The following is a 21,939-nucleotide window of genomic DNA, read 5'->3' as shown; positions in this document are numbered from 1 at the left end:
CGGTCAGTAATAACGTCAAAGGTATTGACGGAGTGTCAACAACTCGCGATTCTCGGGAAAAACCCGCGCCGTCTCACGACCGCCGCCTCCCCGACCCGAGGTGACCATGATCGGGAACCATCGCACCAGGAACGTCCTCGCCCGTCTGCTGCCGCTGCTCCTGCTCGCGGCCGTACTCGCCAGTGGTGCCGTGCCGGGCTCCAACGCCCGTGCCGCCGACGGGTGGTGGAATCCCACCGCCCGGCCCGCGCCGGACTCGCAGATCAACGTCACGGGCGAGCCGTTCCGCGGCACGGCCGCCGACGACAGCGTCCGCGGCTTCGTCGACGCGCACAACCACCTGATGTCCGCCGAGGGGTTCGGCGGCCGAGTGATCTGCGGTGCCGCGTTCTCCCCGCAGGGGGTCGCGGACGCCCTGAAGGACTGCCCGGAGCACTATCCGGACGGTTCGCTCGCCCTGTTCGAGAACGTCACGGGCGGCGCGAACGGCCACCACGACCCGGTCGGCTGGCCGACCTTCGCCGACTGGCCGGCCCACAATTCGCTCAGCCACCAGCAGGACTACTACGCCTGGGTCGAGCGGGCCTGGCGCGGTGGCGAGCGGGTGCTGGTCAACGACCTGGTGACCAACGGGCTGCTGTGCTCGATCTACCCGTACAAGGACCGCGGCTGCGACGAGATGGACGCCATCCGCACCGAGGCGCGTAAGTCGTACGAACTCCAGGCGTACATCGACACGATGTACGGCGGGCCCGGCAAGGGCTGGTTCCGCATCGTCACCGACTCCGACCAGGCCCGGTCCGTGATCGAGCAGGGCAAGTTGGCGGTGGTGCTCGGGGTGGAGACCTCGGAGCCGTTCGGCTGCAAGCAGATCCTGGACGTGCCGCAGTGCGACCGGGCCGCGATCGACCGCGGGCTGGACGAGCTGTACGCGCTCGGGGTGCGCAGCATGTTCCTGTGCCACAAGTTCGACAACGCGCTGTGCGGGGTGCGGTTCGACGAGGGCACCACCGGGGTGGCCGTGAACGCCGGGCAGTTCCTGTCGACCGGCACGTTCTGGACCACCGAGCAGTGCACCGGCCCGCAGCAGGACAATCCGATCGGGCTGCCCACCGCGCAGGCCCAGGGGATGCTGCCGGCCGGGGTGAACCTGCCCACGTACTCGGCGTCCGCGCAGTGCAACACCCGTGGGCTGACCGAGCTCGGCGACTACGCGGTGCACGGCATGATGAAGCGCCACATGATGCTGGAACTCGACCACATGAGCGTCAAGGCGGCGAAGAGCTCGCTGGAGATCCTGGAGTCGCAGTCCTACCCGGGGGTGCTCTCCAGCCACAGCTGGATGGACCTCGGCTGGACCGAACGCCTGTACAAGCTGGGCGGGTTCGCCGCCCAGTACCCGCACGACGCGAACGGCTTCGTGGCCGAGGCGAACCGCACCAAGGCGCTGCGCGACACCTACGGGGTCGGTTACGGCTACGGCAGTGACCTGAACGGTGTCGGCGGCTGGCCGGGCCCGGTCGGTACGGGCGCGCCCAACGCGGTGACGTACCCGTTCCGCAGCGCGGACGGCGGATCGGTGCTGGACCGCCAGGTGACGGGCTCCCGGACCTGGGACATCAACACCGACGGCGTGGCGCACGCCGGTCTGCTGCCGGACTGGATCGAGCAGATCCGGCTCAGTGGCGGACAGGGAGTGGTGAACGACCTGATGAAGGGCGCGCAGTCCTACCTGACCACCTGGCGCGCCACCGAACACCACTCCGCCGGGCGGGAGTTGGCGACCGGCACGGCGAATGCCACGGCGAGCTCCGCGGAGTGGAACCCGTTCACCTCCTACCAGCCCGGCCGGGCGCTGGACGGCGACCACTCGACCCGCTGGGCGAGCGACTGGAGCGACGACCAGTGGCTGAGCGTGGACCTCGGCGCGGTGCACACCGTGGACCGGGTGACGCTGGACTGGGAGCGCGCCTACGCCACCGGCTACCGGATCGAGGTGTCCACGGACGGCAGCACCTGGCGCACCGTCTGGTCGACCACGGCGGGCGACGGCGGGCTGGACACCGCCGCGTTCGCGCCGACGGCGGCCCGGTACGTGCGCTTCCACGGCACGGCGCGGGCCACCCAGTGGGGGTACTCGCTGTACGAGATGTCGGTGCACGGCACCTGACCACGCCCGGTGTGACCGTCTGAACATGACGGGCGGACGATCGGCCTCTCTCCAACGCCGATCGTCCGCCCGTCATTCGGTGATCGTCACTCGCCCCGGGCGTCCTGGTCGGCCTGCCCACCCGCGCCGACCGGGCGCAGCCGGGTGCCTGCGGTGGCCTTCAGCTGCGGTGCGAGCCGGGCGACGTCGCGGGAGCCGACGGCGGCGATCAGGGTCGGCATCATCCAGCGCACCGGCTGCATGCCCCGCAGCCAGGCCTGCGCGTAGACGTGCGCGGAGCGGCGGCCGATGCCGGCCACCAGCCGGTCCACGGCGGGGCCGATCGGGTACGTCTTGTTGGCCGGCCAGGGGAGCTTGGCGCGCATCTGCCGCAGCACCTCGTCCTGGTCGGCGCCGCGCACCATGTCGGTGTCGGTCCAACTCAGGTAGCCGACACCGACCTTGACGCCCTGGTAGGCGACCTCGGCGCGCAGCGCGTGGGCGAAGGACTCGACGCCGGCCTTGGAGGCGCAGTAGGCGGACATCAGCGGGGCGGGGGTGAGCGCGGCGAGCGAGGCGATCTGCAGCAGGTAGCCGCGGCTCTCGACCAGCGCGGGTAGGAAGGCCCGGGCGGTGGCGACGGAGCCGAGCAGGTTGACCTCGATCACCCGGCTCCAGGCCCGGTGGTCGCTGTCCTGCGTGGGCCCGCCGAGTGCTATGCCGGCGTTGGCGACGACGGTGTCGATCCGTCCGTACCGGTCCTTGATCCGGTTCGCCACCTCGGTCAGCGCGTCCAGGTCGGTGACGTCGGCCTCCCAGGCGGAGGCGTGCTCGCCGCACTGGGCGGCGACGGCCTTGAGCTCGGCGGGCTCCAGGCCGACCAGCGCGACCTTGGCGCCCCGGTCGGCGAGCTTGCGGGCCATCAGCGCGCCCAGGCCGCGGGCGGCTCCGGTGATGACGACGACCTGCGAGGACAGCGGCGGGGTCATGCGGTCTTCTCCACGGTGACGGTCGGGGACGGGTGGTCCGAGGCGGCGGCACCCGCGGCATCGGTCGTGCTTTCGGCACCGGCGAACGCAACGACGCCCGCCAACAGGTCGTCGGCGACCAGCGCGGCGACCCGGCGGATCTCGTCGGCGACCTCGGCGGGCCGCTCCAGCGGGCTCATGTGGCCGGCGCCGTCCAGTTCCAGCAGGCCGCGCGGGTCGGCCAGGGCGGCGGCGATCCGGCGCGAGTGGACCGGCGGGGTCAGCTTGTCGTTGCTGCTGGTGATGACGGCGGTGGGCGCGGTGATCCGGGCCAGTTCGGCGTGCACGTCCAGCACGTCCAGCACGATCGACCAGCGGTGGCGCACCTTGGGCGGGCAGGCGTGCACCACCTGCGCGCAGGCCTCGACCCGGTCGGGGGGCGTGGCGGGGCCCATGGTGGCGTACTTGAGGACGGCCCGGCTGATGCCGTTGATCGGCCCGAGCGACAGCCGGGACTGGAGCACCGGCCGGCTCAGCAGGCGCCGCAGCGCCCGTCCGCGCACGAAGAGCGGCAACACCGTCTGCTCGTCGACGAGTTCGCCGGCGCCGGTGTTGACCAGCACGTTGGCGGCGGTGCGGGCGGCCACCTCGGGGCGTCCGCCGGCCGCCATGATGGTCATACCGCCCATGCTGTGGCCGACCACCACCGCGCGCCGACCGGCGGGGACGGTCGCGGTCAGCACCGCTTCGAGGTCCTCGGCGAGCTTGCCGGTGCCGTACCCGGCGGCGCCGGCCGGCGCGGGGCTGCGGCCGTGGCCGCGCTGGTCGTAGGCGATGACCCGGAAGTCGCTGACCAGCCGGTTGATCACGGGCGCCCAGAACGTGGTGGCGCACGTCCAGCCGTGGGCGAGCACCAGCAGGGGCGCGCCCTCGCGCCCGTACTCCTCGACGTTGAGTTCGGCGCCGTCGGCGGAGCGGACGGTGTGGACGGCCGCCGGGTCGGGCAGCACGCAGTCGGCAGGGATACGGGGGCTCATACGGGCACCGCCTCGGTGTCGAGCGCGTCGCCCAACGGGGCGGTGCGCTTGAGGAGTTCGTACTCGGCGAGGTCGACGTGCCGGGTGGCACGGCGGAAGGCGCTGGTGGAGGCCGGCCACAGGACGGTGTTCTTGCCGTCCTCCTCGAGGTACCAGCTGCGGCACCCGCCGGTGGTCCACACGGTGCGGCTCATCCGGTGCTGGAGTTCCAGGTTCCACTGCCGCTGGGCCCGTTCGGTGGGCTGCATGGCGGTGGCGCCGAGGGAGTCCAGTGTGGTCAGCGCGTCGATCAGGTAGTTGAGTTGGGACTCGATCATCAGGATCATCGAGTTGTTGCCGAGCCCGGTGTTCGGGCCGATCAGGAAGAACAGGTTCGGGAAGCCCCGCACGGTGGAGCCGCGCAGCGCCTCCATACCGTCCTTCCACGCTTCGGCCAGCGGCATGCCTCCGATGCCGTACACCCGCTCCGCGATCGGCAGGTCGGTGACGTGGAATCCGGTGCCGAACACCACCGCGTCGACCTCGTGTTCGGTTCCGTCGGCGGCGACCAGTGTGCTGCCGCGGAGCTCGCGCAGGCCGGAGGCGACCACCTCGGTGTTGGGGGCGGCGAGCGCCGGATAGTAGGTGTTGCTGAGCAGGATGCGCTTGCAGCCGATCCGGTAGTCCGGCGTGAGCTTGGCGCGCAGCGCCGGGTCCGCGACCGCCTTGCGCATGTGGTGCAGCGCCACCTGCTGGACGGCCTTGAGCAGTTGGGGGCGGCGCACGAAGGCGTCCACCTGGAGCTCGCGAATCACGAACAGGGCGGACCGGCGCAGAAGTCCGCTGGGCGGGAGCTTGCTGTGCAACCACTTCTCCACGCCCGTCACTTCGCGGTCGGCGCGCGGCAGAACCCAGGCGGGGGTGCGCTGGAAGACCGTCAGGCTGCGGACGGTGGGCTGGATGGACGGGATGATCTGCGCGGCGGACGCGCCGGTGCCGACCACGGCGACGCGCTTGCCCGCCAGGTCGTAGTCGTGGTCCCAGCGGGAGGAGTGGAAGACCTTGCCGGGGAAGCTGTCCAGGCCGGGCAGGTCCGGGATCTGCGGGTCGGCCAGCGGTCCGGCGGCGGAGACCACGGCGTCGGCGGTCCAGCTGCCGGCCCGGGTGGTGACCCGCCACCGGGTGCGGTCCTCCTCCCAGCGCAGTTCGGTCACCTCGGCGCCGAACCGCAGGTGCGGACGGAGCCCGAAGGTGTCGGCGACCTTCTCCAGGTAGGCGCGGATGTCGGGCTGCCCGGAGAACACCCGGGGCCACTCCGGGTTCGGCGCGAACGAGAACGAGTACAGGTGGGAGGGCACGTCGCAGGCGCAGCCCGGGTACGAGTTGTCGCGCCAGGTGCCGCCGACCGAGTCCGCGCGTTCCAGGATCACGAAGTCGGTGATCCCGGCGCGGCGCAGCCGGACGCCGGCGCCGAGGCCGCCGAAGCCGGAGCCGACGACGGCGACCCGCACGTGCGGCACGGCCTGGGGCTCGACGGGGTCGGGGGCGGGCGGCTTCTTGGTGCGGGGTGCCATGGGCGGGTCCTCCTGGCAAGGGTGGGGGACGGCACGGGCCGGGTGCGGTGCGGTGGGTGCGGTGCTGAACTGCCGCTGTGTGCTGAGGGGATGGAGCCCTGGATGCTGCCAGTAATCACTGGCGCGTTTGGCAGAGTAGCCCTTGTTGACACCGAGTGGAATAGCGCCGACGCGGACGATTGCGCGGCTATCCGCCCCTCCCGGCCCGGCCCTATGCTGACCGGCGTGGCGGAGACCCAGCAGGACCGCGAACCCCCGCGCGAGTACCGCATCGCCGACCTCGCCGAGGCGGCCGGCATCAGCGTGCGCACCGTCCGCTTCTACCGCGAACGCCGCCTGCTCCCCCCGCCCCGCAAGGCCGGGCGGATCGCCTGGTACGGCCCCCACCACCTGGCCCGGCTCCGCCTGATCGCCGAACTCCTCGACCGCGGCCACGCGCTCGGCGGCATCGCCGAACTGATCGGCGCCGGCGAGGACGGCCGCGACGTCGCCGAACTGATCGGCCTTCAGGCCGCGCTGGTCGCCCCCTGGTCCGACGAGACCCCCGTCCACCTGAGCTGGGACGAGCTACGCGCCGCGTTCGGCGACCAGCTGACCGAGGCCAACACCGCCGAATCCCTCGCCCAGGGCTTCATCACCGTCGACCCCGACGGCATCACCCACATCTCCCGCCGCCTGATGGACGCCACCGTCGCCCTGGTCGACGAGGGCGTACCGCTGTCCGCCGTCCTGGAGGTCAGCCGCCACGCCAGCGAGTACGCCGACGCGATGGCCGACACCTTCGTCACCCTGATCCGCGACCGCCTCCTGGGCGCCCTCACCCACGTCCAGGACCTCACCCCCGCCGAAGCCACCCGCCTCACCGAACGCATCCACCGCATCCGCCCCCTGGCCCGAGCCGTCAACGACGCCCAGTTCGCCCTCGCCATGGACCGCCGCGTCCGCGCCGAATACGACCGCCTGAACGAAACCTGACCCCACCCACCCGGCCACCGACGCCCCCGCCCCCGGCGCCGCAGGCCTGCGCGGGTCAGGGCCCGGCGATGATCCAGGTCACGAACACGGCGCGCACCGAATCGTGCACGCGGTAGACGACGCTGATGCGGTCACCGGTGTCGGCGGCCGGGTCGGTGCGGGCGGTGTAGTCGTCGACCTCGGGGTCGGTTCCGCCGGGCACCGGAATGCCGAGCCGGGGGTGAACCGCCAGGCGCTCGATCAACTTCTCAAACACATCCAGCTCGCCGGGGCGCAGTCGGCCGAGGGTCTGCGCGGCGGTGTCGGAGAGGAAAACGTGCAACGGGGCCGGCCGCTGTTCGGGCTGCTCCGTCACCGGTCGCCGCCGACGGCACGCAGTCGCGCGAACGCGTCGGCGGCCGGAGTCCACTGCTGGCCGCCGATCGGCGCGGTGAGTGCGGCCATGGCCTCGGGGCTGGTGCGCAGGGCGAGGCGGTGCCGGTAGGCGGCGATGACCTCGGTGACGGCGGCGAGGTCTCCGATCGGGGAGGCGTCGAGGGCGGCAGCCAGCATCTGCTCGAACTGCTCGCGATCGCCGGGCAGTCCGTAGCGGGACAGTGCGATGCGCAGCTCGTGCAGGGTGGCCGGGCGAGCCAGGGCCGCGTCCTGGTGGTCGGGCTGGATGGTCACCTGGTCCTCCTCGATGGCGGTAGCGGGCGCCGCCGGAACGAGTGCCCGCAGGAACGACGGTATCGGTTGGCGGTCGAGTCCCGGAGCAGTTCTGTCCGTATACACCCGTCACCCCCCGGAACACCCAACCCCACCCCCACCCCACCCGCCGCCAGGCACCTCTGCTGCCACACCAACAACCTGCACACCACCCGTCGCACCCCGGGCACCCAACCACCACCCCCCACCCCACCCGCCGCCAGGCACCTCTGCTGTCACACCAACAACCTGCACACCACCCGTCGCACCCCGGGCACCCAACCACCACCCCCACCCCGCCCGCCGCAGGCGCCTCGGCTGTCACACCAACCACCCGCACACCACCCGCCACACCCCAGAACACCCAACCACCACCCCCGCTCTGCCCGCCGCCAGGCGCCTGTGTTGTCACACCAGACACCTGCGCACCACCCGTCGCATCCCGGGCACCCAACCCCCACCCCCCTCCCCGCCCGCCGCCAGGCGCCTGTGTTGTCACACCAACAACCTGCGCACCACCCGCCACACCCCGGGCACCCAACCCCCACCCCCACCCCGCCCGCCGCCAGGCGCCTCTGCTGTCACACCAGACACCTGCGCATCACCCGTCACACCCCGGCATGGGAGAGTGGAGGGCGGTGAAGGGAGCGCGGGCGTGTTGATGGAGAAGGTCACCGAGATCCTCGTGGAGGCGTCGGCGGAGGCAGTGGAGCCTCGGTTTCGGGCGCTGGCCGAGGGTGAGGTGATGGAGAAGGCTCCGGGCGATCTCGTCACTGTCGCGGATCGGGATGCGGAGCGGATCATCACTCGGCGGCTGCGCGAACTGCTGCCCGTCCCGGTGGTCGGGGAGGAGGCGGTGGCGGCCGATCCGGCGCTTGCGCGGGCGTTGTTGGACGAGCCGGCCGTGTGGCTGGTGGATCCGGTGGACGGGACGAAGAACTTCGTCGCCGGGGAGCCCGCGTTCGCGGTGATGGCTTCGCTGGTGCGGGACGGCCGGGCCGTCGCGTCCTGGATCTGGCAGCCGTGCTCGGGCACCGCGTACACCGCCGAACTCGGCGCGGGGGCCTGGCGGAACGGGACGCGGCTGGTCCGGGAGCAGGTGACCACCACGCCGGAGGAGTGGACGGGCATCTTGAAGACGCGTTACTTCGCCCCGCCCACCAGCCATCATCTGCTCGACAACGCCCGCGCGCTCGGCCCGCTCGATCCGGGGCGCAGAGCCGCCGGCATCGAGTATCCGCTGGTCGCGACCGGTGAGCGCGACTTCATCCTGTACTGGCGCACGCTCCCCTGGGATCACGCCCCGGGCTCCTTGCTGATCACCGAGGCCGGCGGCCGCTCCGCCCGCTTCGACGGCTCGCCGTATCTGCCCGAGCCGCCCGGTGGCACCGACGGCCTGCTGGTGGCGGCGGATCCGGAGCAGTGGGAGACGCTTCGGGAGATCCTGCTCAAGGGACTGTAGAACGCCCTACCGTTTCTGCACCGCCCGTCCGCTCTCGACCACGGCCGCCAGCAGCGACTCCATCTCCCGTTCGGTGGTGTGCGGGTTGAGCAGGGTCAGTTTCAGCCGTACCCGGCCGGGGCCGGTGCCCGGGAGTTCGGTGCGGCCGACGACGGCCCGGCCGGTGCGCAGCAGGTGGCGGCGCAGTTCCGCGTTGACGTGGTCGCTGTCGGAGGCCGCGTACCGGAACACCACGGTGGTCAGGATCGGGTCGCAGTGCAGCTCCAACTCGGGGTTGGCGCGGACGAGTTCGGCTGCCCGCAGGGCCAGGTCGTGGCAGCGGTCGACCAGTGCGCCGAGCCCGTCGCGGCCCAGCGTCCGGAGGGTGACGGCGAGTTTGAAGGCGTCGGGCCGGCGGGTGGTGCGCAGCGACTGGCCCAGCAGGCTGGGGTAACCGGCGTCCTCGTCGTCGGCGGGGTTGAGGTAGACGGCGCGGCGGGCCAACGAGGCGTAGGTGCGGGCGTCGCGGACCAGGAACACGCCGGCGGCGGCGGGTTGCCAGCCGAGTTTGTGCCAGTCGAGGGAGACCGAGTCGGCCCGGTCGATGCCGTCGAGCAGCGGGGCGAGCCGGTCGGAGAACAGTGCGCCGCCGCCGTACGCGGCGTCCACGTGCAGCCAGGTGCCGTGCCGGGCGGCGAGGTCGGCGATGTCGTGCAGCGGGTCGATGGCTCCGGTGTCGGTGGTGCCGGCGGTGGCGACCACGGCGATCGGGGTGGCGCCCTCCCAGCCGGCTTCGGCGAACGCATCGGCCAACGCGTCGGGTTCCATGCGGAGTTGGCGGTCGACGGGGATGGCGCGGACGGCGCGTTCGCCGAGTCCGAGCAGTGCGGCGGCGCGCTGGACGGAGAAGTGGGCGACTTCGGAGGCCAGGATCCGGGGCCGGACGCCGCGCGGGATGCCGTTCAACTCGACGTCGGGGCCGAGGCGTTGGTCGCGGGCCAGCATCAGGCCCATCAGGTTGGACTCGGTGCCGCCGGTGGTCAGCACGCCGGCCGCGCGGTCGGGCCGGAAGCCGACCAACTGGGCGAGTTCGGCGAGGAGTTCGCTCTCCAGGGTGGTGGCGGCGGGCGCCTGGTCCCAGGAGTCCTGGGACGGGTTGAGGGCGCTCACGGCGAGGTCGGCGGCCACCGCGACGGCCAGCGGCGGGCAGTGCAGGTGCGCTGCGCACGCCGGGTCCGCCGGGTCGGCCGCGCCGTGTGCCAGCAGTTCCACCAACTGCCCAAGCGCGCCCGGCCCGTGGGCCCGGGCCAGGGCCTCCCGCACCACCTCCCCGACCGCCATCGGCTCGCCCGCCACCACCGGCCCGCCCCGCCGCACCGCCCCTGCGGTGAGCGCCGCCAACACCTGTGCGAGCAGCGGCCGCAGCGCCTCGGGCCCGGCCACACCGCCGGAGAGTTCGGTTAACCCACTCACTTCTTCTCTTCCACTTTCAACCGTTCGACCAGTAACAAACCTTGACGATCAATCAACTACCCATGCACGGCCGCCGCAGGCTCCCGCATCGCGAACTCGATGGCCTCGCAGAGCCGTTCGAGGACGGCGTCGGCCTGCTCGTCGGTGATGGTGAGCGGCGGGAGCAGCCGCAGGACGGCGTCGTGGCGGCCGCCGAGTTCGACGATCAGGCCGCGGGCGAGGCAGGCTTCGCGCACCCGGACGGCGAGGCCGGGGTTCGCGGGGCGGGCGCCACAGCTGTCCGACTCCCCTGCGGGGTCGATGAGTTCGACGCCGAGCATCAGGCCGCGGCCGCGCACGTCGCCGATCACCGGGAGGCGGTCACGGGCGCCGTCGAGACGGGCGGCGATCCGGGCGCCGACCGTCTCGGCGCGGGCGACCAGCCCGTTCGCGGCGACGTACCGGAGTGTCGCGGCGCCGGCCGCCATCGCGAGGGTGTTGCCGCGGAAGGTGCCGGTGTGTGCGCCGGGACGCCAACTGTCGTACTCCTCGCGGTAGACGACGACCGCGAGCGGGAGGCTGCCGCCGATCGCCTTCGACAGCACCATCGCGTCCGGCTCGATGCCGCTGTGCTCGACCGCCCACATCCGTCCGGTGCGGCCGACGCCCGTCTGCACCTCGTCGACGATCAGCGGGATGCCGCGTTCGGCGGTGATCCGGCGCATCTCGCGCAGCCAGCCGTCGGGAGCGGGGACAACGCCACCCTCGCCCTGGACGGGTTCGAGGATCATCGCGGCGGCCGGGAGCACGCCGCCCGACGGGTCGTCGAGCAGCCGTTCGGTGTAGGCCGAGGCCAGCTGGGCGCCGCGCTCGCCGCCGATGCCGAACGGGCAGCGGTAGGCGTACGGGTAGGGCAGCCGGGTGACCTCGCCCGTGCTGGGCAGCGGGGATTTGACGGCGGTGTTGCCGGTGACGGCGAGGGCGCCGGCGGTCATGCCGTGGTAGGCGCCGGTGAAGGCGAGCGCGCCGCGGCGGCCGGTGGCGGTCTGCATCAGCTTGAGGGCGGCCTCGACGGCGTCGGTGCCGGCGGGGCCGCAGAAGTGGATCCGGGCCTTGGCGGCGAACTTCTCGGGGAGGCTCTCGAACAGCGCGGTGGTGAAGTCGTCCTTCTCGGCGGTGGCGAGGTCGAGCAGGTGGAGCGGGGCGCCGCTGTCCAGCGTGCGGCGGATCGCTTCGAGCACCACGGGGTGGTTGTGACCGAGGGCGAGGGTGCCCGCGCCGGAGAGGCAGTCCAGGTAGCGGCGGCCGTCGGCGCCCTCCACTGTCATGCCGTTCGCGCGCACCGGGACGATCGGGAAGGACCGGGCGTAGGTGCGGGCGGCCGACTCGCGGATGCGCTGGCGGCGCAGGATCGCGTCGCCGGCGGGCGCGGCGGGGGTGCCGACGGTGAGGGTCACAGCGGAGCTCCCTTGGATGGTTAGGTAAGCCTAACTTTACCTCTGAGGCTCCGTCGAACAGCGCCCAGGGCCTACTGATCACCCGTTCGAGTGAGCACGCACCACTTTCCGCACCTGCCATGTCAACGAGCACGACCGCGCCGAAGTCACGGCCACCACCCAAGTACCCTGCCGCCATGGAGACTCCGCAGCCGGACGCCCGCGACCAGCCCCAGCGCCGGTCCCACGCCCGCGAACTCGCCGACACCCGCGCCTTCTTCGCCGAGCGCGCCGCCCGCTGGGACAGCAAGTTCCCGGACGACAGTCCGCGCTACGCCGCCGCGATCGCCGAAACCGGCCTGGCGGACGGCCAGTTCGTCATCGACGCGGGCTGCGGCACCGGACGCGCGCTGCCGCTGCTGCGCGCCGCCGTCGGTCCGTCGGGCACCGTCCTCGGCGTCGACCTCACGCCGGAGATGCTGGCGCAGGCCGCCGCGCACCGCGCCGACGCCGCGCTGCTGCAGGCCGACTGCACGCGACTCCCGCTCCCCGACGCCGTGGCCGACCTGGTCTTCGGCGCCGGCCTGATCTCCCACCTGCCCGGCCCGGCGACCGGCCTGCGCGAACTCGCCCGGGTCACCCGCCCGGGCGGCCGGCTCGCCCTCTACCACCCCGTCGGCCGCGCCGCCCTCGCCGCCCGCCACGGCCGCGCCGTCACCCCGGACGACCTGCGGGCCCGCGAGAACCTCTTCCCGCTGCTCACCGCCGCCGGCTGGCACCCGCTGTCCTACACCGACGAACCGGACCGCTTCCTGGTCCTCGCCGAGCGCCGACCCGCCTGAACTCGGCGCACACGTACGGCTATTCGCTGTTCCAGCGGTAGCCGAGTTCGGGTCGGCCGACCTGCCCGTAGCGCGGCTCGCGGGTGGCGTGGCCGGTGGTGACCAAGTGCTCGAGGTAGCGGCGGGCGGTGATCCGGGAGACGCCGGTGACCTCCGCGGCGGCGCCGGCGGACAGGCCGTCGGGGGCGGTGCGCAGCGCGGCCGCGACGGTCTCCAGGGTGGCGGCGGTCAGGCCCTTGGGGAGGCTGGTGCGGTCGGTGCCGCGCAGCAGGGCGAGCGCCCGGTCCACCTCGTCCTGCCCGAGCGCCTCGCCGTCGCGGCCGAGGCTGGCCCGGTAGCGGGCGTACTGGCCGAGGCGGTCGCCGAGGGCGGCGGCGCCGAACGGTTTCAGCAGGTACTGGACGACGCCGGCGGTGACGGCCTGCCGGACGGTGGCGAGGTCGCGGGCGGAGGTGACGGCGATGATGTCGGCGGTGTGCCCGGCGGCGCGCAGCGCGGCGCACAGGTGCAGGCCGTGGCCGTCGGGGAGGTAGAGGTCGAGCAGGATCAGGTCGACGGGCGCGTCGGCCTCCCGGGCGCGGTCGAGGGCGCGGACGGCTTCGGCGCGGGAGTGCGCGGTGGCGGTGACGGTGAAGCCGGGGGTGCGGGCGACGTACCGGGCGTGCGCGTCGGCGGCGACCAGATCGTCCTCGACCACCAGCACCCGGATCGGCCGGTGCCCAGGATCCCCGGTCGCACGTCCGCCGCCGCTCACCCGTCCACCACCGAACGCTGGAGCGGGAGCCGGACGGTGAGCACCGCGCCGCCGCACGGCTCGCCGAGTCGGGCGTCCGCGCCGTCGCCGTGCGCGGCAGCCCCGCCGTACGCGGCACCCTCGCCGTGCGCGGCCGCCCCGCCGTACGCGGCACCCTCGCCGTGCGCGGCAGCCCCGCCGTACGTGGCAGCCCCGCCGTGCGTGGCAGCCCCGCCGTGCGTGGCGGCCGTGCCGTGCGTGGCGGCCGTGCCGAGCTCGACGTCGCCGCCGTTGCGGCGGGCGGTCTGGGCGACCAGGGCGAGGCCGAGTCCGCGGCCGTGCTGCTTGGTGGTCCAGCCGCGCCGGAAGACCTCGTCGGCGGCGGCGGGGTCGACGCCGGTGCCGGTGTCGGCGACCCGGAGCAGCAGGTGGCCGTCCTCGGTGCGGGCGGTGACGCGGACTTCGGGGTCGGCGTGGGCGGCGTTCTCGATGGCGGCGTCGACCGCGTTGTCGATCAGGTTGCCGAGCAGCGTGACCAGGTCGCGCGGGGTGAGCCGGTCGGGCAGTACGCCGTCGTCGATCCGGCTGTCCGCGGTGAGGTGGAGTTCGACGCCGCGTTCGGCGGCCTGCGCGGCCTTTCCCAACAGCAGTGCGGCGAGCACGGGTTCGCCGACGGCGCCGACCACCTGGTCGGTGAGCCGTTGGGCGAGGGCGAGTTCGGCGGTGGCGAACTCCACGGCCTCGCGGTGGCGGCCGAGTTCGATCAGCGAAACCACGGCGTGCAGCCGGTTGGCGGCTTCGTGGGCCTGTGCGTCGAGCGCCGCGGCGATGCCCTTGACGGTGTCCAACTCGCCGGTGAGTCCTTGGAGTTCGGTGTGGTCGCGGAGGGTGACCACGCTGCCGAGTCCGGGCCCGATCGGCGAGATGTTGACCAGCAGGACGCGTTCGGCGGTCAGGTGCACCTCGTCGCGCACCGGTTCGGCGAACTCCAGGGCCCGCGTCAGCGAACCCGGGAGGCCGAGCTGATGCACCGTCAATTCGCCTACTTCGTCGCCGAGTTGGAGCAGTTCGCGGGCGGCGTCGTTGCACAGCAGGACGTGGTGGTCGCGGTCGAGCAGCACCAGGCCTTCGCGCACCGAGTGCAGCGTCGCCTGGTGGTAGTCGTACAGGTGGGCGAGTTCCTCGGCGTCCATGCCGTGGGTGTGGCGGCGCAGCCGGGCGGCAACCAGGTAGCTTGCTGTGGCGCCGAGCGCGAGGGCGGCGCCGGCGACGCCACTGAGGGCGAGCAGGGGGGTGCGCAGCCGGGCGGAGATGTTGTCGACGGTGATGCCGGCGCTGACCAGGGCGACCACGTGGTGCTGGTCGTCGAAGACGGGGGCGACCACGCGGACGGACGGGCCGAGGGTGCCGGTGTAGGTCTCCTGCTGGAGGCGGCCCTGCTGGGCCTGGTCGATGTGGCCGAGGAAGGGGCGGCCGATCTGGGCCGGGTCGGGGTGGGTCCAGCGGATGCCCTGCGGGTCCATGACCGTGACGAAGTCCACGTAGGTGTCGGCGCGGACCTGCTGGGCGTACGGCTGGAGGACGGCGCTGGGGTCGGGGCCGACGGCGGCGGCGCGGACGGTGGGGGCGTCGGCGACGGACTGGGCGACGGCGGTGGCCTCGTGGCGGGCGGTGTCCTCGGCGCGTCCGGCGGTGAACAGGTAGGCGAGCACGGCGCCGCCGGCGACCACGGCCCCGACGATGACCACCTGGACCGCGAACAGCCGTCCGGCCAGGCTGCGGCGCCGGCGGGGGCGGGCGGCGCGTGCGGCACGGACGGTCGGGCTGGACGGGTGCATGCCGACCAGTGTGCCCGGTCACGGGCCCGTCACGACGTCCGCGGGGGTTACCCGTGAACTCTATGACCGTAATCGTGACGTCCCTCACGACGGAGCGAATAGTCAGGCGCGGCCCGCCACCCAACGGGCCGGTCGCGTTCGCTCCCCCCGGTGGCGCGACGAGAACGAGCCTACGGCGAAGGAGCCGAGCGGATGACCCCCACCACGAACGGGAAGCCGACCAGAAAATCCGACCGGACGCACTACCTGTACCTGGCGGTGATCGCGGCGGTGATCGCGGCGATCGTGGTGGGTCTGGCGGCGCCGAAGTTCGCGGTGGAGCTGAAGCCGGTCGGCACCGGCTTCGTCAACCTGATCAAGATGATGATCTCCCCGGTCATCTTCTGCACCATCGTGCTGGGTGTGGGATCGGTCACCAAGGCGGCGAAGGTCGGCCGGGTCGGCGGCCTGGCGCTCGGCTACTTCCTGCTGACGTCCACCGTGGCGCTCGGCATCGGCCTGCTGGTCGGCAACCTGCTGGAGCCGGGCAGCGGGCTGCACCTGACGGCGGCGCTGGCGAAGTCCGGCCACGCGCAGGCCGCGGTGGGCGCCTCGTCCACCACCGACTTCCTGCTCGGGATCATCCCCACCACCCTGGTGTCCTCGCTGACCCAGGGCCAGGTCCTGCAGACCCTGCTGGTCGCGCTGCTGGTCGGCTTCGCGCTGCAGGGCATGGGCAAGGCGGGCGCGCCGATCCTGCGCGGCGTCGAGCACCTGCAGAAGCTGGTGTTCCGCGTGATGTCGATGATCATGTGGGTCGCCCCGATCGGCGCGTTCGGCGCGATGGCGGCGGTGGTCGGCGCGACCGGCACGGCCGCACTGAAGAGCCTCGCCGTGATCATGATCGGCTTCTACGTGACCTGCGTGCTGTTCGTGGTCGTGGTCCTCGGCCTGCTGCTCCGGCTGGCCGCCGGCGTGAACATCTTCAGCCTGCTGCGCTACCTGGGCCGGGAGTTCCTGCTCATCCTGTCCACCTCGTCCTCCGAGAGCGCGCTGCCCCGGCTGATCTCCAAGATGGAGCACCTCGGCGTGAGCCGCCCGGTCGTCGGCATCACCGTGCCGACCGGCTACAGCTTCAACCTGGACGGCACCGCGATCTACCTGACCATGGCCTCGATCTTCATCTCCGAGGCGATGGACAAGCCGATGTCGATCGGCGAGCAGCTCTCCCTGCTGCTGTTCATGATCATCGCCTCCAAGGGCGCGGCGGGCGTCACCGGCGCCGGCCTGGCTACCCTGGCCGGCGGTCTCCAGTCGCACAAGCCCGCGCTGGTCGACGGCGTCGGCCTGATCGTCGGCATCGACCGCTTCATGTCCGAGGCCCGCGCCCTCACCAACTTCGCGGGCAACGCCGCCGCGACCGTCCTGATCGGACACTGGACCGGCGAGCTCGACCGCGAGCGGATGAACGCCGTCTTCACCGGCGCGCTCCCCTACGACGAGAGCGCGGGCACGCCCGAGACCGCCGACCTGCCCGCCCAGGCGCAGGCCCCGGTGACTGAGCCGGCCGCCTGACCTTCCTGCTACCTCGCACGTCGCCCCCGCCGGGGTTCCGGGTCTGCCCGGGACGCCGGCGGGGGCGTCTGCGTATGCGGGGGCGCGTCAGGCCGGGTCGGGGGTGGTGCCGGAGAGGGCCCAGGCGAGGCCGGTGGCGGGGTCCTCCAGGGCGAGGTGCAGGTGCCGGAGGTCGTCGCCCGGTTCGGTCCAGGCCAGGCAGTGCAGCCGGGCGACCAGCGCGTCGACGCCGGCCGCGCCCGGGCCGCTCATCGCGGTGAGCAGCTCCCGGACGGCGAGCCGCCCTTGGGCCGCGCCGAGGTCGGGGCGGGCGGACGCGAGATGGACCAGCGCCGGGTACAGCGCGGCGAACGGCAACTGGCCGCCGGTGACGTCCGGCCCGGCGGCGAGCTGCGCGGCGGCGTCGGTGGCGCGGCCGCGCACGCACACGGCGGTGGTCCAGCCGGACAGTCCGGCGAGCAGCGCGGTCGCCGGGAGTCCGGTCAACCGGGCGCCGGGGGACGGGAGTTCGAGAACGCCGAGCCCTTCCCGGGTGGGCGGCGCCAGGTGCAGGGCGCGCCGCGCGCCACCGCCGGGCAGGTACTCGCGGACCCGGGTGTCGCGCTCCCACCCGCAGTCCTCCCACGGGCGCAGCCGGTACGTCGCCCCCGTCTCCTCGCCGAGCAGGGCCCGGGTGTGCGCGGCCAGGTGACGGATCGCGGGCGGCAGCGGCAGCGCGGCCAGCACCGGCCAGGGGTGGCGGGTCGCCAGCACCTCCCACAGCGGCCCGGCGTCGTGGTCACCGACCGTCGCCGCCGCACCCGGCCCGCCGTCGGGGTCGAACAGCCGCGCCGCGAGAGCCGCGGGCGCCCCGTACGCCACCAGGTGCCCGAGCGGCCCCGCCAGCGCGTCACCGAGCGCCCTGGCCAGCCGAAAACGTTTCAGCAGCTCCTCCCACTGCCCCCGCGCGGCCAGCCACTGCCCGGACGGCCCCCACCCGTACCGCACCGGCCGCGCCGGCCCCGTCCCGTTGTCGACGATCATCCGCTCAATGTACGACCGCCCCCGGAGCCCGGCTCGCCGACGCGACGGTAACGGAGCGTCACACCGGCCGGTCGTCCTTCTCGGCGGGCAGCCACGGCCGGAACGTCGTCAGGTCGAACGGGATGGAGACGTGCTCGTGGATGATCTTCCAACCGCCCTCCGTCCGCAGCAGACAGACCGTCCCTGGTGGTGCCGACCGTCCTGCTCGCCGTACTGGGCGCGGCCGCCGCGACCGTCACCGCCGCCGCGATCCAGGCCCCGCCCGTCGTCCTGTCGGCCGTCCTGCTGCTCTTCACCGCGGGCGCCCCGACCGCCGTCGGCGCGGCGCTGCTGGGCGCGTACCGCGGACCGCTCCGCTACGACCTGATGTCGCTGTCCGCGGACTGGTACGGGGCACTTCCCTTCGGGCTCTGGTACTGCGCCCCGGCCCTGACCACCGTCGCCGTGGCCGCCCCCCTGCTCTGGCACGCCGCCACCGCCACCGCCCTCACCCACGGTTCCGTCCTCGCCCAGTTCGCCGCCACCGCCGCCCTGGCCCCCGCGCCGGCCGCCCGCCGCGTCGCCCGCTCGGCGGCACTCCTGATGGCGCCTTGACAGCGTTCACGCCCTGAGGAGTTGACCGAAGTCGGTGGCCTGCGTGCCGTGGCGCGTTCTGGCGTGGTCCAGGACGGCCGCCTTCAGGGTGTCGGTGTGCACCTCGGTGACGGCGCGGGGCGAAGTGGTCCCGGGGGTGTGCTCGTAGGCGCGGACGACGGCGTCGAGGGAGACCGGTGCGGCGAACCGCCATCCGCGGAGCAGGATCACCTGGGAGATCGCCGGGTAGGGCGTGCGGGTCGGATCGGCGAGCCAGTCGAGGAGGGTGGGGCGGGGGACGGTGAAGTCCACGCCCGCCCTGGTCAGGGCCTGCAGCGCGGCGGGGGCGAGCGGCGGCGCGTTGCGGTCCGGGTCGAGTGCGATGAGTTCGCCCCACAGCCGGGCAGCGTCCAGGACGGTGGCCCGCGCGTCCGGTGTCCGGTCCTGCTGGTCGAACTCCTCGGCGCTGGCGAAGAGTTGACGTGCGCGTTCGACCGATGACGGTGGCGGGGCGGCGATCGCGTTCCGGTCGCAGCCGGTGCGCCGGAGGGCAAGCGCGGAAACGGTGGCCGCGGCAAGAACGGCCGGCAGGGCGCGTCGGGGGATCGTCGGCGTCGGCGCCTCGGCCGTGGCGACCGGGCCGACGTCGCCCCGAGGCGAGGTTTCGGTCCACCGTGGGAGGGGCGTCGGGTCTCCGATCAGGACGGTTCGGTAGAGGGTTCGGAGTTCCTTGCCGGGGTCGGCGCCCAGTTCCTCGGCCAGGCGCCGCCGGACGAGGCCGTAGCGGTGCAGGGCCTCCGCGCCCCGGCCGGTCGCGTGCAGGGCCTGGATCAGTACGTGTTCCAGGGGCTCGGCCAGCGGATATTCGGCGGCGAGGTCGGGCACCGCGGAGACGACCGCGGCGGGACGACCGCACCGGAGCTCCGCCTGCGCCCACCGCACCGCCGCGTCCAGCCGCCGCTGGTGCCAGCTCGCCCGGACCTGCGCCGCCCATCCGCCGGAGAGCCCGGCCAGGGGCTCCCCGCGCCACAGGCGCAGCGCTTCGGCGAGTGCCGCGGCCCGGGCCCGGTCGTCGCGCTGCCGGTCGTCGAGCGGCTCGACCAGGCGGCGGAAGCGGTGCAGGTCCACCAACTCGGGGTCGAGGTCGAGGACGTAGCCGGCGTGTCGGCGTTCGATCCGTGCGGGCGCGCCGCCGTCGGGGGCGGTCGACGGTCTCAGCAGTCGGCGGATTCGGCTCAGGTGCGCGTACAGGACGGGCCGGGGGTTGGGGGGCGGGTCGTGGCCCCAGACCCGGTCGACGAGTGTCTCGATCGCGACCGGCCTTCGGGCGTCGACGATCAGCGCGGCCAGGACCAGCTGCTGCTGCGGCGTTCCGAGGTCGAGCGGCCGGCCCGCCGACCGCACCTCGATCTCGCCCAGCAGCCGGATGTCCACATGTACCCCCCAGGTGGTCGGCAGCGCCCGCCGAATGCCCAACTCCCCATGCTGGCCTGGCTCGCAAGGTGGCCGCAAGGTCGGTGCACAGGGTGCGAAGGCAGGGTGGGACGGGCCGGGGCTCACCCGGCGACGATCACCGGTGGCGCCCGACCACCGGTGACCGCTCGTGTGCTCGCGGAGGGATACAGCATGCGGATACCGCTTCCCCGACGGTCCGACCGTCCCGGCGAAGGCGCCTCACCACGGCCGGCAAGGCGTTCTCGACTCGCTCCGGCGGCCCTGGCGGCGGCCGTGGCGTTTGTCGTCGTCGGGGCACTCGCCCCCGCGCCCGCTCACGCGGCGGACCCCGCCCGGTACGAGATCGTGAACGCCCGGACGGGGCTGCGGGCCGACGTCATGTGGGCGTCGACCGCCGCGTACACCGGCGTCTTCCTGTGGCCGAACAACACCAGCCTCTCCCAGGAGTTCGAGCTGCTGGACAGCGGAAACGGGGTCTTCCGGATCAAGGCCCGGCACTCCGGCCAGTGCCTGATGCTCGACTGGCGCGCGGGCACCTACTCGAACGGCACCCCCGTCATCCAGTACCCGGCCTGCGGCGCCGGCTACGCGCCCGCCGAGTGGACCATCGGCTGGGTGGGGCACACCTGCATGTGCTTCCCCACGACCATGATCCTGCGGAACCGGGCCACCGGCAGGTGTCTGGACGCGAACGGCGCGCCCGTCGAGAAGGCCGTCCTGCAGCAGTGGGACTGCATCGCCACCGACGACGTGTGGAACACGGCGAACCAGAGCTGGAACCTGCTCCAGCTCTGACCTCCCTGACCTCCCACAAGTGCGCAGCCGCGGAAGCCGGTTGATTGCTTCCAGGGCTGCGCACCGGGTCGTCAGTTCGAGGGATCCAGGGCGCGGGTGAGCCCGGTCAGCGGGAGCTCGGCGCCGAGGACGCGTTCGGCCGCGCGGTGGCCCGAGAGCAGGGCGCCGTGGACGGTCGCCGGTTCGTGGCCGTAGGTGGCCTCTCCGGCGAAGTGCAGGACGCCGTCGACGGGTTCGGCCATCGCGTCGTGGTCGTCGTGGGAGGAGCCGACGGCGACATAGGAGTACGAGCCGAGGGCGAGCGGGTCGGAGGCCCAGCGGGTGATCCAGTGTCCGACGGGGTCGGGGACGGCGTCGCCGTGGATCCCGCGCAGGGCGCCGACCACGGAGGCGACGATCTCCTCGTCGGTCATGGCCTCGAGCTCGCGGGCGAAGTCGCCGCCGGCGAAGGTCAGCAGCATCGGCTCGCCGCTCACCGCGGAGACGTCGTACCAGGAGTGCCACGGGACGCCGGGCCGGCCGTGCTGCCGGATCGCGTAGACGCCGTCCGGCCAGAACCGTTCCGGGAAGCGGAGGAAGACCTTGTTGAACGCGCCCATGCCGAGGCGGGCGATCGGCCCGGCGACGGCGGCGGGCAGGGCGGGCGCGAACGCGATCGTCCCGGCCTTCAGAACGCCGAGCGGCACTGTGACGATCACCTGGGCGGCCTCGAAGGGTCCGTCCTCGGTGTCGACGCGGACTCCGGTGGCCGACCTGGTGACGGCGGTGACGGTCGTTCCGAGGCGGATGTCGAGGCCTTCCGCGAAGGCGCGGGGAATGGCGTCGTAGCCGCCGGGGAAGATCACTTCCTCGCCGTCGATGGCGTCCTCGTCGAGGGCGTGGGCGGCGACCTGCTCGATGTCCGCGCCGCACTGCTCCTCGGTGCGGTGACGGAAGAACACCCGTACCCGGTCTGCTCGTTCGGCGTCCCAGCCGGTCTCGGCGAGGGTGCGCTCGGTGGCAACGTGGTAGCTCTCGTCGTCGCCGGATTCCGCGATGGCCTGCTGGAACAGCGCGTCCGCGGTCTCCACGTCGGCCAGCCACTGCTCGGTCGCGGCCTCGTCGAACAGCTTCCGCGATTCGTCGTGGTCGGCGATCGGCCGCCCGCCCGCCTGGAAGCTCCCCACCGTGAACTCGACTGTTTCCAGGCCGAGTTCGGCGACGATGCCGGTGAGCGGGTTGTTGGTGAGGCCGTGGATCCAGGAGGCGCCGCGGTCGACGGAGAACCCGGCCGTGCGGTCCGTCCACATCCGGCCGCCGACCCGGTCCCGGGCCTCGAGCACGATCACGCGCTGTCCTGCGGCGTGCAGCAGCCGAGCGGCGGTGAGGCCGGCGATTCCCGCGCCGACGACGATGGTGTCCAACATCTTTACCGTTCCAGGGAGTTCG

19 protein-coding genes and 1 pseudogene are annotated in these 21,939 nt (G+C 73.2%); 7 read left to right on the top strand and 13 right to left on the bottom strand.

Annotated elements, in window-relative coordinates:
- The first annotated feature begins 106 nt into the window (after positions 1-106).
- Positions 107-2,170 carry a discoidin domain-containing protein gene (locus ACIHEI_RS12060; RefSeq protein ID WP_396606523.1) on the top strand — a complete coding sequence of 688 codons (2,064 nt, stop codon included), beginning with the start codon at positions 107-109 and terminating at the stop codon, positions 2,168-2,170.
- 86 nt (positions 2,171-2,256) lie between these two features.
- Here ACIHEI_RS12060 and ACIHEI_RS12055 read toward each other — a convergent pair whose 3' ends face one another.
- Genes ACIHEI_RS12055 through ACIHEI_RS12045 form a run of 3 tightly spaced genes read right to left on the bottom strand, consistent with a single transcriptional unit; the run spans position 2,257 to position 5,707 of the window.
- Positions 2,257-3,138: an SDR family oxidoreductase gene (locus ACIHEI_RS12055; RefSeq protein WP_396606522.1), complete on the bottom strand. Its 882-nt coding sequence runs from the start codon at positions 3,136-3,138 to the stop codon at positions 2,257-2,259.
- The gene (locus tag ACIHEI_RS12050; RefSeq protein WP_396606521.1) at positions 3,135-4,154 is read right to left on the bottom strand and encodes an alpha/beta fold hydrolase; all 1,020 of its coding nucleotides are present in this window, start codon (positions 4,152-4,154) and stop codon (positions 3,135-3,137) included. Before ACIHEI_RS12050 ends, ACIHEI_RS12055 begins: the two co-directional genes overlap by 4 nt.
- On the bottom strand, positions 4,151-5,707 hold the full coding sequence (locus ACIHEI_RS12045; RefSeq protein ID WP_396606520.1) for a flavin-containing monooxygenase: 1,557 nt from the start codon (positions 5,705-5,707) through the stop codon (positions 4,151-4,153). The genes ACIHEI_RS12050 and ACIHEI_RS12045 overlap by 4 nt, the downstream gene beginning before the upstream one ends.
- Positions 5,708-5,932: 225 nt before the next feature.
- Here ACIHEI_RS12045 and ACIHEI_RS12040 point away from each other — a divergent pair, with 225 nt between their 5' ends.
- Complete coding sequence (locus tag ACIHEI_RS12040) at positions 5,933-6,682, top strand: MerR family transcriptional regulator (protein WP_396606519.1); 750 nt, start codon at positions 5,933-5,935, stop codon at positions 6,680-6,682.
- Between the two features lie 55 nt (positions 6,683-6,737).
- Here ACIHEI_RS12040 and ACIHEI_RS12035 read toward each other — a convergent pair whose 3' ends face one another.
- Both ACIHEI_RS12035 and ACIHEI_RS12030 read right to left on the bottom strand, forming a co-directional pair.
- Positions 6,738-7,037: a hypothetical protein gene (locus tag ACIHEI_RS12035; protein WP_396606518.1), complete on the bottom strand. Its 300-nt coding sequence runs from the start codon at positions 7,035-7,037 to the stop codon at positions 6,738-6,740.
- A complete protein-coding gene (locus tag ACIHEI_RS12030; RefSeq protein WP_396606517.1) occupies positions 7,034-7,351 on the bottom strand; it encodes a hypothetical protein in 318 nt (105 codons plus the stop codon). The genes ACIHEI_RS12035 and ACIHEI_RS12030 overlap by 4 nt, the downstream gene beginning before the upstream one ends.
- 679 nt (positions 7,352-8,030) lie before the next feature.
- On the opposite strand from ACIHEI_RS12030, the gene ACIHEI_RS12025 reads away from it, so the two are divergent.
- Positions 8,031-8,831, top strand: coding sequence for an inositol monophosphatase family protein (locus tag ACIHEI_RS12025; protein WP_396606750.1), 801 nt, complete (start codon positions 8,031-8,033; stop codon positions 8,829-8,831).
- A gap of 6 nt (positions 8,832-8,837) precedes the next feature.
- Here the strand turns inward: ACIHEI_RS12025 and ACIHEI_RS12020 are convergent, their stop codons facing one another.
- A complete protein-coding gene (locus tag ACIHEI_RS12020) occupies positions 8,838-10,283 on the bottom strand; it encodes a pyridoxal phosphate-dependent decarboxylase family protein (protein ID WP_396606516.1) in 1,446 nt (481 codons plus the stop codon).
- 56 nt (positions 10,284-10,339) lie between these two features.
- Positions 10,340-11,719 carry a diaminobutyrate--2-oxoglutarate transaminase family protein gene (locus ACIHEI_RS12015; protein WP_396606515.1) on the bottom strand — a complete coding sequence of 460 codons (1,380 nt, stop codon included), beginning with the start codon at positions 11,717-11,719 and terminating at the stop codon, positions 10,340-10,342.
- Between the two features lie 176 nt (positions 11,720-11,895).
- On the opposite strand from ACIHEI_RS12015, the gene ACIHEI_RS12010 reads away from it, so the two are divergent.
- Positions 11,896-12,540 carry a class I SAM-dependent methyltransferase gene (locus tag ACIHEI_RS12010; RefSeq protein ID WP_396606514.1) on the top strand — a complete coding sequence of 215 codons (645 nt, stop codon included), beginning with the start codon at positions 11,896-11,898 and terminating at the stop codon, positions 12,538-12,540.
- A gap of 19 nt (positions 12,541-12,559) precedes the next feature.
- Here ACIHEI_RS12010 and ACIHEI_RS12005 read toward each other — a convergent pair whose 3' ends face one another.
- Both ACIHEI_RS12005 and ACIHEI_RS12000 read right to left on the bottom strand, forming a co-directional pair.
- Positions 12,560-13,294 (bottom strand): response regulator, encoded by a 735-nt coding sequence (locus ACIHEI_RS12005; RefSeq protein WP_396606513.1) that lies wholly within the window; start codon positions 13,292-13,294, stop codon positions 12,560-12,562.
- Positions 13,291-15,111 carry an ATP-binding protein gene (locus ACIHEI_RS12000; protein WP_396606512.1) on the bottom strand — a complete coding sequence of 607 codons (1,821 nt, stop codon included), beginning with the start codon at positions 15,109-15,111 and terminating at the stop codon, positions 13,291-13,293. Before ACIHEI_RS12000 ends, ACIHEI_RS12005 begins: the two co-directional genes overlap by 4 nt.
- Before the next feature lie 192 nt (positions 15,112-15,303).
- Between ACIHEI_RS12000 and ACIHEI_RS11995 the strand changes: the two genes are divergently transcribed.
- Positions 15,304-16,665 carry a cation:dicarboxylate symporter family transporter gene (locus tag ACIHEI_RS11995; protein WP_396606511.1) on the top strand — a complete coding sequence of 454 codons (1,362 nt, stop codon included), beginning with the start codon at positions 15,304-15,306 and terminating at the stop codon, positions 16,663-16,665.
- Positions 16,666-16,752: 87 nt separating this feature from the next.
- On the opposite strand, the gene ACIHEI_RS11990 is transcribed toward ACIHEI_RS11995, so the two are convergent.
- Both ACIHEI_RS11990 and ACIHEI_RS11985 read right to left on the bottom strand, forming a co-directional pair.
- Entirely contained in the window at positions 16,753-17,688 is a 936-nt protein-coding gene (locus tag ACIHEI_RS11990) for a hypothetical protein (protein ID WP_396606510.1), read from the bottom strand.
- 58 nt (positions 17,689-17,746) lie between these two features.
- Positions 17,747-17,866, bottom strand: a pseudogene (locus tag ACIHEI_RS11985) (hypothetical protein); the annotation flags it as partial.
- Between the two features lie 8 nt (positions 17,867-17,874).
- On the opposite strand from ACIHEI_RS11985, the gene ACIHEI_RS11980 reads away from it, so the two are divergent.
- Entirely contained in the window at positions 17,875-18,282 is a 408-nt protein-coding gene (locus ACIHEI_RS11980) for a hypothetical protein (protein ID WP_396606509.1), read from the top strand.
- 6 nt (positions 18,283-18,288) lie between these two features.
- Here ACIHEI_RS11980 and ACIHEI_RS11975 read toward each other — a convergent pair whose 3' ends face one another.
- Positions 18,289-19,737 (bottom strand): BTAD domain-containing putative transcriptional regulator, encoded by a 1,449-nt coding sequence (locus ACIHEI_RS11975; protein WP_396606508.1) that lies wholly within the window; start codon positions 19,735-19,737, stop codon positions 18,289-18,291.
- Between the two features lie 252 nt (positions 19,738-19,989).
- Between ACIHEI_RS11975 and ACIHEI_RS11970 the strand changes: the two genes are divergently transcribed.
- A complete protein-coding gene (locus tag ACIHEI_RS11970) occupies positions 19,990-20,511 on the top strand; it encodes an RICIN domain-containing protein (RefSeq protein ID WP_387859579.1) in 522 nt (173 codons plus the stop codon).
- A 71-nt stretch (positions 20,512-20,582) separates the two neighbouring features.
- Here ACIHEI_RS11970 and ACIHEI_RS11965 read toward each other — a convergent pair whose 3' ends face one another.
- On the bottom strand, positions 20,583-21,917 hold the full coding sequence (locus ACIHEI_RS11965; RefSeq protein ID WP_396606507.1) for a flavin monoamine oxidase family protein: 1,335 nt from the start codon (positions 21,915-21,917) through the stop codon (positions 20,583-20,585).
- Positions 21,918-21,939 lie beyond the last annotated feature (22 nt).

It is taken from the genome of Kitasatospora sp. NPDC051984 (assembly GCF_044593455.1).
Taxonomy (GTDB): Bacteria; Actinomycetota; Actinomycetes; order Streptomycetales; family Streptomycetaceae; genus Kitasatospora.
This window is presented reverse-complemented; position numbering and strand designations above follow the sequence as displayed.

Excerpts from the sequence above, each read along its gene's own strand:
- ACIHEI_RS11995 (WP_396606511.1), top strand. The coding sequence starts at position 15,304 with ATGACCCCCACCACGAACGGGAAGCCGACCAGAAAATCCGACCGGACG.
- ACIHEI_RS12000 (WP_396606512.1), bottom strand. The coding sequence starts at position 15,111 with ATGCACCCGTCCAGCCCGACCGTCCGTGCCGCACGCGCCGCCCGCCCC.
- ACIHEI_RS12060 (WP_396606523.1), top strand. The coding sequence starts at position 107 with ATGATCGGGAACCATCGCACCAGGAACGTCCTCGCCCGTCTGCTGCCG.
- ACIHEI_RS12010 (WP_396606514.1), top strand. The coding sequence starts at position 11,896 with ATGGAGACTCCGCAGCCGGACGCCCGCGACCAGCCCCAGCGCCGGTCC.
- ACIHEI_RS12025 (WP_396606750.1), top strand. The coding sequence starts at position 8,031 with ATGGAGAAGGTCACCGAGATCCTCGTGGAGGCGTCGGCGGAGGCAGTG.
- ACIHEI_RS12050 (WP_396606521.1), bottom strand. The coding sequence starts at position 4,154 with ATGAGCCCCCGTATCCCTGCCGACTGCGTGCTGCCCGACCCGGCGGCC.
- ACIHEI_RS12055 (WP_396606522.1), bottom strand. The coding sequence starts at position 3,138 with ATGACCCCGCCGCTGTCCTCGCAGGTCGTCGTCATCACCGGAGCCGCC.
- ACIHEI_RS11965 (WP_396606507.1), bottom strand. The coding sequence starts at position 21,917 with ATGTTGGACACCATCGTCGTCGGCGCGGGAATCGCCGGCCTCACCGCC.
- ACIHEI_RS12045 (WP_396606520.1), bottom strand. The coding sequence starts at position 5,707 with ATGGCACCCCGCACCAAGAAGCCGCCCGCCCCCGACCCCGTCGAGCCC.
- ACIHEI_RS11990 (WP_396606510.1), bottom strand. The coding sequence starts at position 17,688 with ATGATCGTCGACAACGGGACGGGGCCGGCGCGGCCGGTGCGGTACGGG.